A 13,600-nucleotide genomic window follows, 5' to 3' on the forward strand; every position below is an offset into this window, starting at 1 on the left:
TTATGCCTCCGGCGGGGATATTTCCGGAAAGATGAAGGATGTTCGGATGACCGCCGAAGAGGTGCAGGCGCTGTTCACGCGGGAGGACGGGCAATATCTGTTCGCCCGCTGGGGCAGGCCGATCGTGCCGGTGGTTTTCGGGGTGACCGACGAGACGCTGGCGGTGGTCAAGGGCGCGTGCGAGGCGGTTGTGGCGCTGGCGGGGCACAGGATGGCCGAGACCGACCCCGAGCTGGGCGCCAATCTGATGGTGTTCTTTATCCGCGACTGGCAGGAGCTTGCCGATACGCCGAACATGGATCGGCTGGTGCCGGAGCTTGGCCCGCTTCTGGCGCGGTTGCGGGCGGCGGGGGCGACCCAGTACCGGTTTTTCCGCTTCGACGCGGAGGGGGCGATCCGGGCGGCCTTTGTTTTCATTCGCATGGAGGGGGCGCTTGCGGCGCTGCCCGCCGAGGAGCTGGCGCTGAGCCAGATGGTTCAGGTGATCTTGCTGTGGTCGGAGAACGCCTTTGCCGGGCGCAGCCCGCTGGGCCGGATCGCGGGCGGGGTGAGTGTGCTGCGGCCCGAGATCGCGGATGTGATTCGCGCCGCCTATGATCCGGTGATGCCGGCGGCGGCCGGGGATGCGAGCCATGCGCTGCGGCTGGCCGCGCGGATCGGGGCGGGCTGATGGCGCATCGGTTTTCCATTCGCGTCTATTACGAGGATACCGATCTGGCCGGGATCGTCTATTACGCCAATTACCTGAAGTTCATCGAGCGTGGCCGCAGCGAGTGGGTGCGGGCGCTGGGGGTTGATCAGCTGCGGCTGAAGGAAGAGCAGGGGCTGGTCTTCGCCGTGCGGCGGGTGGAGGCTGATTATCTGTCGCCCGCCCGCTATGACGACATGCTGGTGGTGGAGACGATGCCCGAGGCGGTGACCGGCGCGCGGGTGGTTCTGGCCCAGCGTGTGATGCGCGGCGACGACGTGCTGTTTGCGGCCCGGGTGACGCTGGCGATGCTGGCCGCGAGCGGTGCTCCGGTGCGGCTTCCGGCCGATATTCGCCGATCATTTGGCGGGGGATAGGCGCAATGCCGCGATGACGCGGATGTATTGGCATTTCCCCTGAAAACATTGTACGGTCCGGCGTAACCAGAGCCGGACAAACGCGGCCCAACAACGAGCAGGCAGATGGAAACCCAAACCCTTGCAATGGCGCAGGAGATCGATTTCTCCATGCTTGCGCTTTTTGCGCGTGCGACATTCGCCGTCAAGATCGTCATGATCCTTCTGATCGCCGCTTCTTTCTGGAGCTGGGCGATCATCATTCAGAAACTTCTGACCTTCCGCAGGTCGCAGCAGGAGGCCGGGGTGTTCGATCAGGCGTTCTGGTCGGGCGAGCCGCTGGATGAGCTGTTCGAGAAGGTCGGGCCCGAGCCGGCCAGCGCGCCCGAGCGGATTTTCGCCGCCGGCATGATGGAATGGCGCCGGTCGCACCGACAGGATGGCGGGCTGATCCCCGGCGCCGCGCCGCGCATCGACCGGTCGATGGATGTGGCGATCGCGAAAGAGGCCGAGGGGCTGAATGGCGGGCTGTCCTTTCTGGCGACGGTGGGGTCGACCGCGCCGTTCGTCGGGCTGTTCGGCACCGTCTGGGGCATCATGAACGCGTTCGAGGAGATCGCGATTCAGCAGAACACCAACCTGGCGGTCGTGGCGCCGGGGATTTCGGAAGCGCTGCTGGCGACCGCCCTTGGCCTTCTGGCGGCGATTCCGGCCGTGGTTTTCTACAACAAGCTTTCGGCGGACAGTGACCGGATCGTCGGCGGGTACGAAGCCTTTGCCGACGAGTTCTCCACCATCCTTTCGCGTCAGCTGGACAGCTGAGCGATGGGCGCGGGGGTCGTTCAACGCAAGGGCGGGAACCGGCGGCGGCGCAGCCGGGGGCGCTCTGCCGCTATGTCGGAAATCAACGTCACGCCGATGGTCGACGTGATGCTGGTGCTGCTGATCATCTTCATGGTCGCGGCGCCGCTGCTGACGGTGGGGGTGCCGGTGGAGCTGCCGAAGACGGCGGCGGAGGCGCTGCCGGGCGAGCAGGAAGAGCCGCTGACGGTGACGCTGACCATCGACGGGCTGATCCTGCTGCAGAACACCGAAACGCCGGCGGACCAGCTGATCCCCAAGCTGCGCGCGGTTGCGGCCGAGCGTGAGAATGACAAGATCTTTCTGCGGGCCGACGGGGCGATTCCCTATGAGCGTGTGATCCAGGTGATGGGCGCGCTGAACGCGGCCGGGTTCCGCAATATCGGGCTGGTGACGGATACCGGCGGGCCGACCCTGGGCGGACAGGGCGGGTAAGGCAGGGGCCTTCATGAACACGGGCACCTATATTTCGGGCATCGGGCATATCGGCCTGATCCTCTGGCTTCTGGTGGGCGGTCTGTTCGACGCCCGCCCGCCCGAGCCTTTGGAGGTGGCCGAAGTGTCGATCATCACCGGCGAGGAGTTCGCTGCGCTGAGCGCGCCGGCTTCGGCGCCGCGTGCCACGGCGGAGGCGCCCGCACCGGTGGCGCCGCCTGCCGAAGAGGCCGTGGCCGACACGCCGGTGCCCGACACCGCGCCGCAAACGCCCGCCGTGCCCCTGGCCACGCGGCCCGCGCCGCCCGATCCGGCCCCAGATGTCAGCGAGATCGCGCCGCTGCCCGAGGCCGAGGTGACAGATGCCGCGCCGACACCGCCCGCCCCGCCCAGCATCGAGGAAGGCACTACGATCCTGACCGAGAGCGCGCGGCCGCGGCCTGCGCCGCGCGTTGCTCCGGCTCCGGCGGCACGTCCGGCGCCGGATGCCGACGTGTCGGACACTGTGAAGGAGGCGACAACGCCGTCGCCCGAGCCCGAGGCCGCCGCGCCGCCGCAGGAGCGTGCGACCGCACCCGAGGAGGCCACGACCGAGATCGTGACCGAGGCCGAGGAAAAACCGGACGCCGAAACCAGCCTGACCGCATCGCTGCGGCCGCGTACGCGGCCCGCGCCGCCGGTTCGCCCTGCGCCCGCCGCCGCCGCGCCGGTGACACCTGCGCCGGCAACGCCCGCGCCCGCGCCGGTGGCGCCGCCGCCCGATGTGTCGGCCGCGGTGAACGATGCCCTGGCCGAAGCGCTTGGCGGCGGCGCCGCCGAGACCACCGGCAACGGCGCCGCAGCCCTGGGGCCGCCGATGACCCAGGGCGAAAAGGATGCGCTGCGCATCGCCGTCGGGGCGTGCTGGAACGTGGGGTCACTGTCGAGCGAGGCGATGCGCACGACCGTCGTTGTCGCGCTGTCGATGGCCGAGGATGCCAAGCCGAAGATCGACACCATCAGCATGAAATCGTTTTCGGGTGGATCCGAGACCGCGGCGCGTCAGACCTATGAATCCGCCCGGCGCGCCATTATCCGCTGTGGGGCGACGGGCTTTGATCTGCCGAAAGAGAAATACGGCCAGTGGCGCAATATTGAGATGACATTCAATCCGGAGAACATGAGGATCAAATGATGCGACGTATTCTGACCCTCCTCGCGGCCCTTCTGGGCCTTGCCGCCGCGCCCGCACTGGCGCAGGACGGCCCGCTTCGGATCGTGATCGACGAGGGCGTGATCGAGCCCTTGCCCTTCGCGGTGCCCGATTTCGTGGCCGAAAACGCCGCCGCGGCGCAATATGCCAAGGATATCGGCAGGGTGGTGGCCGCCGATCTGGCCGGAACCGGCCTTTTCCGCGAAATTCCGAAAGAGGCGTTCATCGCAAACGTCACCAGCTTCGACAGCCCCGTGCAATATGCCGACTGGAAGGCGATCAACGCGCAGGCGCTGATCACCGGCGCGGTCAGCGTGGACGCGGGCGGGCGGCTGACGGTGAAGTTCCGCCTGCTGGACGTGTTCGCCGAGGCGCCGCTGGGCAACGGGCTGCAATTCGCGGGCACCACGGCAGGCTGGCGGCGGGTGGCGCACAAGGTGGCCGATCAGGTCTATGCGCGGATCACCGGCGAGGGCGGGTATTTCGACAGCCGCGTGGTGTATGTTGCCGAAACCGGCCCCAAGAACGACCGGCGCAAGCGGCTGGGCATCATGGATTACGACGGGGCGAATGTGCAATATCTGACAGACAGCACATCGCTCGTGCTGGCGCCGCGCTTTTCGCCGGATGGGGCGCGGGTGCTCTATACCAGCTATGAAACCGGGTTTCCGCGTATTTTCCTGCTGGATGTGGCCAGCGTCGGCCGCCGCGCGCTGGATGATCAGCCCGGCACGATGACCTTTTCGCCGCGTTTCGGGCCGGATGGCAACACGGTGCTGTTTTCGCTGTCTTCCGGCGGCAACACCGATCTTTACAGTCTGAACCTGGCCAGCGGCCAGCGCACGCGCCTGACCTCTGCCCCGTCGATCGAGACCGCCCCCAGCTTTTCGCCCGATGGCAGGAGCATCGTGTTCGAAAGCGACAGGTCGGGCACACAGCAGCTTTACATCATGCCCGTCGGCGGCGGCGAGCCGCGGCGCATCAGCTTTGGCAGCGGGCGCTATTCCACGCCGGTCTGGTCGCCGCGCGGCGATCTGATCGCCTTTACCAAACAGAACGCCGGGCGGTTTCATATCGGGGTGATGCGGGTGGACGGCTCGGAAGAGCGGCTGCTGACGGCCTCGTTCCTCGATGAGGGGCCCACATGGTCGCCCAACGGGCGCGTGATCATGTTCAGCCGCGAAACGGCCGGGGCGTCGGGCACATCGGCGCTTTATTCGGTGGATATTTCCGGGCGCAACCTGCGCAAGGTGCCGGTTGCCGGGGCCGCGTCCGATCCGGCATGGTCGCCGCTTTTGCCTTGAGCGCGCCCTGCGCGGCGCGTTTCCAAACCCGCGCCCGGCTGATATGCTGGGCGCATTCGAGCCAAGAATGACAACAAGGATTGTCCGATGAAAACCGTTTCCAAATCCATTCTGGTCGTGGCGGCGCTGACGCTGGCGGCCTGTTCCGATCCGGCCCGCTTCGACACGGCCGGCGCGGGCGCGGGCACCACAGGTGCCGCCGGCTTTGCCGGCAGCGTGAACGACCCGAGTTCCGTGGCCTATTTCGAGCAGACCATCGGCGACCGGGTGCATTTCGCCGTGGATCAGAGCAGCCTGTCCGACAGCGCGCTCGTGACGCTGGCGGGGCAGGCCGAGTGGCTGCTGACCAATACCGAATACAGCGTGATCGTCGAAGGCCATGCGGATGAGCAGGGCACGCGCGAATACAACCTCGCGCTTGGCGCGCGGCGGGCCAATGCGGTGCAGGAATATCTGGTGTCGCGCGGCGTGTCGCCGGCGCGGGTGCGCACGGTGAGCTATGGCAAGGAGCGTCCGATCGAGATTTGCTCTGACGAATCGTGTTATGCGCAGAACCGGCGCGCGGTTACCGTGGTGACCGCGGGCGCGGGCAGCTAGGGGGTATCGGCGGGATGACGCGGTTTGGGGTGGTCGGCCTTGCGGTCTGCATGGCTTTCGGGGCGGCGGGCATGGCGCCGGCGCAAAGCCGCGAGGCCACGCTGGCCGACATTCGTCAGCAGCTTTCGGTGCTTTACGTCGATGTGCAGCGGCTGAAACGGGAATTGTCGACCACCGGTGGCGTTCAGGGCGGCACGGGCGGCGGCTCTGCCCTGCAGCGCATCGACGGGATCGAACAGCAGTTGCAGCGCCTGACCGCCAGGTCCGAAGAGCTTGAATTCCGCATCAATCAGATCGTCGCGGACGGGACCAACCGGATCGGCGATCTGGAGTTCCGCCTGTGCGAGCTGGAGGCTGACTGCGACATCTCGAAGCTGGGCGAGACCTCGACGCTTGGCGGTGAAGCGGCGGCGCCCGCGCCAATTGCACCTGTCACGGTACCGCCGGCGGGCGGCACCGAGCTGGCGATTGGCGAGCAGGCCGATTTCGACCGGGCCAAGGCCGCGCTCGACGCCGCTGATTTCGAGGGGGCGGCGAGCCAGTTCGCCGCCTTCACCCAGACCTATCCCGCCGGCCCGCTCAGCGGCGAGGCGCATTTCTATCGCGGCGAGGCGCTGCATGAACTGGGGCGCACCACCGAATCCGCGCGTGCCTTTCTGGAGAGCTTTTCGGGCGCGCCCGACGGGCCGCTGGCCCCCGAGGCGCTGTACCGGCTCGGGCTGGCGCTGAACGATCTGGGCCAGAAATCCGAGGCCTGCGTGACGCTGGGCCAGGTTCCGGTGCGGTTTCCGGCCGCCGCCGTCGCCGCCGATGCAAACGCGGCGATCCAGAGCTTCGGCTGCAATTGACGGGTGAAGACGCGCGGCTGCTGCACCGGTTCGGGGCGGCTGTCGAGGCAGCGCAGGTTACCGGGCCGCTGGGGCTGGCGGTGTCGGGCGGCGGCGATTCCATGGCGATGCTGCATCTGGCGGCGCGGGCGGGGCTGGCGCTGCGCGCTGTAACGGTCAACCACGGGCTGCGCCCGGAAGCGGCGGCCGAGGCGCGGTTTGTCGGCGATGTCTGCGCCGGGCTGGGCGTGCCGCATGATATTCTGACATGGCAGGGCTGGGACGGCCGCGGCAACCTGCAGGCGGCGGCCCGCGGCGCGCGCTATGGGTTGATGGCGGATTGGGCGCGGGACGGGGGCATCGGCACCGTTGCGCTGGCCCATACGCTGGATGATCAGGCCGAAACCTTCCTGATGCGCCTGGGGCGCGCGGCGGGGGTGGATGGCCTGGCCGGCATGCCGCCGCAACGGCACGCCTTCGGAGTGGCCTGGCTGCGGCCGCTGCTGTTTGCCGAACGCGATGAGCTGCGCGGGTTTCTCAGGCGTGGGGGTCACGGCTGGTGCGAGGATCCTTCGAATGCCGATGCGCGGTTCGCGCGGGTCAGGGCGCGTCAGGCGCTGGCCGCCCTCGCCCCGCTGGGGATCGATGCGCATGTGCTTTCGGAGGTGGCCGGGCACATGTCCGCCGCCCGCCATGCGCTGGAGGTGCAGACGACCGCCGCGGCGCTGGATTGCGCGCGGGTGGACAGGGGCGATGTGGTGTTCGACCGCGAAAAACTGTTTGCGCTGCCGCCCGAGATCACCCGCCGCCTGCTGGAGCATGCGTTGAAATGGGTGTCATCGGCGGAATTTGGCCCGCGCGCGGGATCGCTGGCCGAGTTCACCGCCGCACTGGCATCGGGGGCCGAGGTCACGCTGCATGGCTGCCGTGCGCTGGTGGCGGGCGGGGCCATCCGTGTCACGCGGGAATATCAGGCGGTGCGCGATGCGGTCGCGGCCCCAGGGGCGCTTTGGGATGGCCGCTGGCGGGTGACGGGGCCGTGGGAACAAGGGCTTGAGCTGCGCGCGCTGGGAGAGGCCGGGCTTCGCGCGTGCCCCGGCTGGCGCGATACGGGGCTGCCCCGGCCCAGCCTTCTGGCCTCGCCGGGGGTGTGGCGCGGCGCGGTTCTGGTGGCCGCGCCTCTGGCCGGCCTCGGCCCCGGATGGCGCGCCGAACCGGCAAATGGGCCCGAAGGCTTCGTTCAATCCATTATATCGCATTGAACCTGCGCCACTTATCTCTATTTTAGAGACACACCGGTTCGCTCGCCGGCTAATCATTCAGGGAGTTCACCGTGGGCAACGCGAGAAACATCGCCTTCTGGGTCGTCTTATTTCTTTTGATCCTGGCATTGTTCAACCTCTTCAGCGGTGGCCAGACGACGATGACGTCGCAGACGATCAGCTATTCCCAGTTCCTTGACAATGTTGAGGCGGGCGAGGTGGCGCGCGTGACGCTGGATGGCGAAAAGGCGGTGATCCGCGGCAACGACGGATCGACCTATACCGCGATCGTGCCGCAGGGCGTGGACCTGACCGACCGCCTGATCGAGAACAACGTGGACGTGACCGCCGAGCCGCAAGAGCGCAGCGGGCTGCTGGCCTATATCGGCACGCTTCTGCCCTTCCTGATCCTCATCGGCATCTGGATCTTCCTGATGAACCGGATGCAGGGCGGCGGGCGTGGCGGCGCGATGGGCTTTGGCAAGTCGCGCGCCAAGCTGCTGACCGAGAAACATGGCCGGGTGACGTTTGACGACGTGGCCGGCATTGACGAGGCCAAGGACGAGCTGGAAGAGATCGTGGAATTCCTGCGCAACCCGCAGAAATTCAGCCGTCTGGGCGGCAAGATCCCCAAGGGCGCGCTGCTGGTGGGCCCTCCGGGCACCGGTAAGACGCTTCTGGCGCGTGCCATCGCGGGCGAGGCGGGTGTGCCCTTCTTCACAATTTCCGGCTCCGACTTCGTCGAGATGTTCGTGGGTGTCGGCGCCAGCCGCGTGCGCGACATGTTCGAGCAGGCCAAGAAAAACGCGCCCTGCATCGTGTTCATCGACGAGATCGACGCCGTCGGGCGCAGCCGTGGTGTAGGCTATGGCGGCGGCAATGACGAGCGTGAGCAGACGCTGAACCAGCTTCTGGTCGAGATGGACGGGTTCGAGGCGAACGAGGGGATCATCATCGTGGCGGCCACCAACCGCCCCGACGTGCTGGACCCCGCGCTGCTGCGCCCGGGCCGGTTCGACCGTCAGGTGCAGGTGCCCAACCCCGACATCAAGGGCCGCGAAAAGATCCTGGGCGTGCATGCCCGCAAGGTGCCGCTGGGCCCCGATGTCGATCTGCGCATCATCGCGCGCGGCACGCCGGGCTTTTCCGGTGCCGATCTGGCCAACCTGGTGAACGAGGCTGCGCTGACGGCCGCGCGCATCGGCCGCCGTTTCGTGACGATGGAAGATTTCGAGAACGCCAAGGACAAGGTCATGATGGGCGCCGAGCGCCGCTCGATGGTCATGTCCGAGGATGAGAAGAAGCTGACCGCCTATCACGAGGCCGGCCATGCCATCGTGGGCCTGAACGTGCCGCAGCATGACCCGATCCACAAGGCCACGATCATCCCACGCGGCCGGGCGCTTGGCCTTGTGCTGTCGCTGCCCGAGCGCGATCAGTTGAGCGTGACCTACACCAAATACACCTCGAAGATCGCCATGGCGATGGGCGGCAAGGTGGCCGAAGAGCTGATCTTCGGCAAGGAGAACGTGACCTCGGGTGCCGCTTCGGACATTCAGCAGGTCACGCGCATCGCCCGCGCAATGGTGACGCAGTTCGGTATGTCCGAAACGCTGGGCAACATCGACTATGCCAACGAGCAGCAATCTTATCTGGGCAACTACCAGGGTCAGGCCCATGCCTCGCCCGAGACCCAGGAGAAGATTGACGAGGAAGTGCGCAAGATCGTGGATGAAGGTTACGAAACCGCCAAGCGCATCCTGACCGAAAAGAGCGAAGACCTGCACCGGCTGGCGCAGGGGCTTCTGGAGTATGAAACCCTGACCGGCAATGAGATCACCCGGGTGATCGCTGGTGAGCCGCTGAACCGGGGTGATGACGAAGACACCCCGCCGGATCAGGGCGGCGCGCCGTCGATCACGGCCATTCCGAAAACCACCAAGCCCAAATCCAATCCGGATGGCGGGCTGGAGCCGGAACCGACGCTCTGAGCCAGACCGCAGAACAAGGCAGAACCCCGAAACCCCACCCGGTTTCGGGGTTTTCTTTTGCGCCCGGCGCTCTGCCCGCTGGCGCGGCTCTGACGGGGTAATCGCGCCTTGTGATGCGCGTCTTCAGCATCTTTGAATTGCGGCCTGCGTCGCGCTGCCCCATGCTGCGCGGGCCACAGCAGGAGATTGCCGATGCCCGCCCTTAAACCAACCGATTTCACCGCCCGGATCACCTGGCTTGGCCGCGTTGCCGATCGCGCCGCCAGCCTGACGGCGGAGCCGTTGCAAGAGGTGATGGCGGGGTTTGCCGGGGTCGAGGGGGAGGAACACGCGGGGCTTACGCGCCCGTCCTGCTCGCGCGTGTTGTCACAATACGCTCGGGGCACCGAAATCCGCAACGTCCGGCAGTTTTCGATCCTGTCGGCCGAAGAGCTTGCCGCGATCGCCGCGGAGATGGGCGTGCAACGGCTCGACCCGTCTTGGCTGGGCGCGTCGATCGTGATCGAGGGGATCCCGGATTTCAGCCATGTGCCGCCCTCGTCGCGCCTGCAGAATGCGGGCGGCACGACGTTGACCATCGACATGGAGAACCGCCCCTGCCAGCTTCCGGCCAAGGTGATCGAGGCGGAACTGCCGGGCGCGGGCCGTGCCTTCAAGCCGGCGGCAGAGGGGCGGCGCGGCGTCACCGCCTGGGTGGAGCGTGAGGGGCCGCTGCGGCTGGGCGACGTCCTGACGCTGCACATCCCCGATCAGCCCGTATGGTCTTGCCTGGATGCGGCGCGGGCCGGATAGGCGCCGGAGGTTCATCATTCGAAAAGGGGTTGCGACGATTTCGGCGGCGCGCGCGTCGAAACGCTGCTGTACAACCGCCCCCCGCCCGCTATAGCCAACCCCGAGTGTCGCCGCAGGAAAACGGAGGTTCCATGGCCCATAAGACCGATATCGAAATCGCGCGGGCAGCCTGCAAGAAACCGATCCGCGACATCGGCGCGAGCCTGGGCATCCCCGAGGCGCATCTGGTGCCCTACGGCCATGACAAGGCCAAGGTCAGCGCCGATTTCATCCGGTCGCTCGGCGACCGCCCGAACGGCAAGCTCATTCTCGTGACGGCCGTCAACCCGACCCCGGCGGGCGAGGGCAAGACGACCACCACGGTGGGGCTTGGCGACGGGCTGAACCGGATCGGCAAGCGGGCGGCGATCTGCATCCGCGAAGCCAGCCTTGGCCCCTGTTTCGGGATGAAGGGCGGAGCGGCGGGGGGCGGCTTTGCCCAGGTCGTGCCGATGGAAGAGATGAACCTGCATTTCACCGGCGATTTCCATGCCATCACGGCCGCGCATAACCTGCTGGCCGCGATGATCGACAACCATATCTACTGGGGCAACGCGCTGGAGATCGATCAGCGCCGGGTGGTCTGGCGCCGGGTGATGGACATGAACGACCGCGCCCTGCGCGATATGGTGACCAGCCTGGGCGGGGTGGCCAACGGCTTTCCCCGCCAGACGGGATTCGACATCACCGTGGCGTCCGAGGTGATGGCGATCCTGTGTCTGGCGCGCGATCTGGATGATCTGCAGCGCCGGCTGGGCGATATCATCGTGGGCTACACCCGTGACCGCGCGCCGGTTTTTTGCCGGGACATCAAGGCCGATGGCGCGATGACCGTGCTGCTGAAAGAGGCGATGCAGCCCAATCTGGTGCAGACGCTGGAACACACCCCGGCCTTCGTGCATGGCGGCCCGTTCGCCAATATCGCCCATGGCTGCAATTCGGTCGTGGCCACCACCACGGCGCTGAAGCTGGCCGATTACGTGGTGACGGAGGCGGGCTTCGGCGCCGATCTGGGGGCCGAGAAGTTCATGAACATCAAGTGCCGCAAGGCCGGGCTGGCGCCCGCGGTGGTGGTGATCGTCGCCACGGTGCGGGCGATGAAGATGAACGGCGGCGTGGCCAAGGCCGATCTGGGGGCCGAGGATGTGGCCGCCGTGACGGCGGGCTGTGCCAATCTCGGGCGGCATATCGAGAACATGAGCGGGTTCGGGGTGCCGGTGGTGGTGGCGATCAACCATTTCGCCACTGATACGGATGCCGAAATCGCTGCGCTTCAGGCTTATGTGGCACATCAAGACAGCACGGCAATCCTTTGCCGTCACTGGGAAAAAGGTGGTGCCGGGGCAGAGGAGCTGGCGCGCCGTGTGGCCGAGATCGCCGATGCTGGGGCGGCGGATTTCACGCCGCTCTATCCCGATGACATGCCTCTGTTCGAAAAGATCGAAACCATCGCCAAACGCATCTACCGCGCCGACGGGGTGCAGGCCGCGCCGGCCATCCGCGACCAGCTTCGCGCGTGGGAACAGGCGGGTCATGGCAATCTGCCGGTCTGCATGGCCAAGACGCAGTACAGCTTTTCCACCGATCCCGCCCTGCGCGGCGCGCCCACCGGGTTCACGGTGCCCCTGCGCGAGGTGCGGCTGAGCGCGGGTGCCGGCTTCGTCGTCGCGATCTGCGGAGAGATCATGACCATGCCCGGACTGCCGCGCATGCCCGCGGCCGAGACGATCGGCCTGAACGACCTGGGGCAGATCGAAGGGCTGTTCTGAGCCTGACTTGAGGCGCGTCGCAACCTGCCGTAAGAGGGGCGCGACGCGTCAACCGGGAGAATGATTGTGAAGGCTCCTCAGGATTGCAATTCGATGCTCGAACTTCGTGCGCAGATCGACGCGCTTGACCAGCGGCTGATCGAGATGCTGGCGCGGCGCGCGGCCTACATCGATCGCGCGGCAGAACTCAAACCGGCCGAAGGCTTGGCCGCGCGGATCGACGCGCGGGTGGAGCAGGTCGTGGCCAACGCCCGCAGAAATGCCGATGCGGCCGGGCTCGACCCGGATTTCGCCGAAACGATCTGGCGGCAGATGATCGACTGGTCGATCGCCCGTGAAGAACGGGTGCTTGGCCCATCGCAACACGACTGAGGAGGCCGGCCCATGAGCGCGGATCTGATTGACGGAAAAGCCTTTGCCGGGCAGGTGCGGGCCAGGGTGGCCGCCCAGGTCGCCCGCCTGAAAGAGGTGCATGGCATCACCCCCGGCCTCGCCGTGGTTCTGCTGGGGGAAGACCCGGCAAGCCAGGTTTACGTGCGCAACAAGGGCAAGCAGACCGCCGAGGCCGGCATGGCCTCGTTCGAGCACAAGCTGCCGGCCGAGACCACCGAGGCCGACCTTCTGGTGCTGCTGGATGCGCTGAATGCCGACAGCGCGGTGCATGGCATCCTCGTGCAACTGCCGCTGCCGCCGCATATCGACGAGAATCTGGTGGTCGGCCGGATCGACCCCGCCAAGGATGTGGACGGGTTTCACATCTCGAATGTTGGTCTGCTGGCGACCGGGCAGAAGGCGATGGTGCCCTGCACGCCGCTGGGCTGCCTGATGATGCTGCGCGACCGGCACGGCGATCTATCGGGGATGAACGCCGTCGTGGTGGGCCGGTCGAATATCGTGGGCAAGCCGATGGCGCAGCTTTTGCTGCGCGACAGCTGTACCGTGACCATCGCCCATTCCCGCACCCGGGAGATCGAGGCGCTGTGCCGTGGCGCCGATATTCTGGTGGCGGCGGTGGGGCGCCCGGAAATGATCACCGCAGACTGGGTGAAACCCGGCGCAACGGTCATCGACGTGGGCATCAACCGCATCCCCGCCCCGGAAAAGGGCGCGGGCAAGACGCGCCTTGTGGGGGATGTGCATTTTGAAAGCGCGGCCGCCGTTGCCGGCGCGATCACGCCGGTGCCGGGGGGCGTCGGGCCGATGACGATCGCCTGCCTTCTGGCCAACACGCTGACCGCCTGCTGCCGGGCCAACGGCCTGGCCGAACCTGCGGGGCTGACCGCCTGAGCGGCCGGCGAGGGCTCATGGTTGAGCGGGCCGGTTTCCGGGCCGCTCTGGGTTGCAACTTTTATCTGCCCGTGCGATAGGCCCGGACCGTCGGACCGGCCGCCGCCCGGCCGGTGCCTGGCAACAGGTATTGAGCATTGAATATAAGGGGAAGCAGGGCGGTCTGCTCCCCGTGATGAAAAATTTTCCATCTGTAAGAT

General features: G+C 66.9%; 14 protein-coding genes. All 14 read left to right on the forward strand.

All coding sequences use genetic code 11. The features are described 5' to 3' along the window. Positions 1–46 precede the first annotated feature (46 nt). The 14 genes from TQ29_RS05255 (at position 47) to folD (ending at position 13,400) form a co-directional block, all read left to right on the forward strand. Positions 47–670, forward strand: coding sequence for a hypothetical protein (locus TQ29_RS05255; protein WP_054538308.1), 624 nt, complete (start codon positions 47–49; stop codon positions 668–670). Then, positions 670–1,065 (forward strand): tol-pal system-associated acyl-CoA thioesterase, encoded by a 396-nt coding sequence (ybgC, locus tag TQ29_RS05260; RefSeq protein WP_054538309.1) that lies wholly within the window; start codon positions 670–672, stop codon positions 1,063–1,065. Before TQ29_RS05255 ends, ybgC begins: the two co-directional genes overlap by 1 nt. Before the next feature lie 105 nt (positions 1,066–1,170). Beyond that, positions 1,171–1,866 (forward strand): protein TolQ, encoded by a 696-nt coding sequence (tolQ, locus tag TQ29_RS05265; protein ID WP_037211043.1) that lies wholly within the window; start codon positions 1,171–1,173, stop codon positions 1,864–1,866. A 3-nt stretch (positions 1,867–1,869) separates the two neighbouring features. Then, the gene (gene tolR, locus TQ29_RS05270) at positions 1,870–2,340 is read left to right on the forward strand and encodes a protein TolR (protein ID WP_037211041.1); all 471 of its coding nucleotides are present in this window, start codon (positions 1,870–1,872) and stop codon (positions 2,338–2,340) included. A 13-nt stretch (positions 2,341–2,353) separates the two neighbouring features. Beyond that, complete coding sequence (locus tag TQ29_RS05275) at positions 2,354–3,514, forward strand: hypothetical protein (protein ID WP_054538310.1); 1,161 nt, start codon at positions 2,354–2,356, stop codon at positions 3,512–3,514. After that, positions 3,514–4,836, forward strand: coding sequence for a Tol-Pal system beta propeller repeat protein TolB (gene tolB / locus TQ29_RS05280; RefSeq protein WP_054538311.1), 1,323 nt, complete (start codon positions 3,514–3,516; stop codon positions 4,834–4,836). Before TQ29_RS05275 ends, tolB begins: the two co-directional genes overlap by 1 nt. Before the next feature lie 87 nt (positions 4,837–4,923). Then, entirely contained in the window at positions 4,924–5,433 is a 510-nt protein-coding gene (gene pal / locus TQ29_RS05285; protein ID WP_037211531.1) for a peptidoglycan-associated lipoprotein Pal, read from the forward strand. Positions 5,434–5,447: 14 nt separating this feature from the next. Then, entirely contained in the window at positions 5,448–6,281 is an 834-nt protein-coding gene (ybgF, locus tag TQ29_RS05290; RefSeq protein ID WP_054538312.1) for a tol-pal system protein YbgF, read from the forward strand. Between the two features lie 17 nt (positions 6,282–6,298). Next, entirely contained in the window at positions 6,299–7,522 is a 1,224-nt protein-coding gene (gene tilS, locus TQ29_RS05295; RefSeq protein WP_054540332.1) for a tRNA lysidine(34) synthetase TilS, read from the forward strand. A 71-nt stretch (positions 7,523–7,593) separates the two neighbouring features. After that, positions 7,594–9,513, forward strand: coding sequence for an ATP-dependent zinc metalloprotease FtsH (ftsH, locus tag TQ29_RS05300; protein ID WP_037209712.1), 1,920 nt, complete (start codon positions 7,594–7,596; stop codon positions 9,511–9,513). Between the two features lie 192 nt (positions 9,514–9,705). Then, complete coding sequence (locus TQ29_RS05305) at positions 9,706–10,305, forward strand: MOSC domain-containing protein (protein ID WP_054538313.1); 600 nt, start codon at positions 9,706–9,708, stop codon at positions 10,303–10,305. Between the two features lie 131 nt (positions 10,306–10,436). After that, positions 10,437–12,113, forward strand: a complete 1,677-nt coding sequence (locus tag TQ29_RS05310; RefSeq protein WP_054538314.1) for a formate--tetrahydrofolate ligase — start codon at positions 10,437–10,439, stop codon at positions 12,111–12,113. Between the two features lie 93 nt (positions 12,114–12,206). After that, complete coding sequence (locus TQ29_RS05315; protein ID WP_235974394.1) at positions 12,207–12,485, forward strand: chorismate mutase; 279 nt, start codon at positions 12,207–12,209, stop codon at positions 12,483–12,485. A 12-nt stretch (positions 12,486–12,497) separates the two neighbouring features. After that, entirely contained in the window at positions 12,498–13,400 is a 903-nt protein-coding gene (gene folD, locus TQ29_RS05320; protein WP_054538316.1) for a bifunctional methylenetetrahydrofolate dehydrogenase/methenyltetrahydrofolate cyclohydrolase FolD, read from the forward strand. Positions 13,401–13,600 lie beyond the last annotated feature (200 nt).

Origin of the sequence: Actibacterium sp. EMB200-NS6, assembly GCF_001305615.1 — a bacterium.
GTDB lineage: Bacteria > Pseudomonadota > Alphaproteobacteria > Rhodobacterales > Rhodobacteraceae > Actibacterium_A > Actibacterium_A naphthalenivorans.

Excerpts from the sequence above, each read along its gene's own strand:
- tolB (WP_054538311.1), top strand. The coding sequence starts at position 3,514 with ATGCGACGTATTCTGACCCTCCTCGCGGCCCTTCTGGGCCTTGCCGCC.
- pal (WP_037211531.1), top strand. The coding sequence starts at position 4,924 with ATGAAAACCGTTTCCAAATCCATTCTGGTCGTGGCGGCGCTGACGCTG.
- TQ29_RS05305 (WP_054538313.1), top strand. The coding sequence starts at position 9,706 with ATGCCCGCCCTTAAACCAACCGATTTCACCGCCCGGATCACCTGGCTT.
- tolQ (WP_037211043.1), top strand. The coding sequence starts at position 1,171 with ATGGAAACCCAAACCCTTGCAATGGCGCAGGAGATCGATTTCTCCATG.
- TQ29_RS05310 (WP_054538314.1), top strand. The coding sequence starts at position 10,437 with ATGGCCCATAAGACCGATATCGAAATCGCGCGGGCAGCCTGCAAGAAA.
- tolR (WP_037211041.1), top strand. The coding sequence starts at position 1,870 with ATGGGCGCGGGGGTCGTTCAACGCAAGGGCGGGAACCGGCGGCGGCGC.
- ybgF (WP_054538312.1), top strand. The coding sequence starts at position 5,448 with ATGACGCGGTTTGGGGTGGTCGGCCTTGCGGTCTGCATGGCTTTCGGG.
- ybgC (WP_054538309.1), top strand. The coding sequence starts at position 670 with ATGGCGCATCGGTTTTCCATTCGCGTCTATTACGAGGATACCGATCTG.
- folD (WP_054538316.1), top strand. The coding sequence starts at position 12,498 with ATGAGCGCGGATCTGATTGACGGAAAAGCCTTTGCCGGGCAGGTGCGG.
- TQ29_RS05315 (WP_235974394.1), top strand. The coding sequence starts at position 12,207 with ATGCTCGAACTTCGTGCGCAGATCGACGCGCTTGACCAGCGGCTGATC.
- TQ29_RS05255 (WP_054538308.1), top strand. The coding sequence starts at position 47 with ATGACCGCCGAAGAGGTGCAGGCGCTGTTCACGCGGGAGGACGGGCAA.
- TQ29_RS05275 (WP_054538310.1), top strand. The coding sequence starts at position 2,354 with ATGAACACGGGCACCTATATTTCGGGCATCGGGCATATCGGCCTGATC.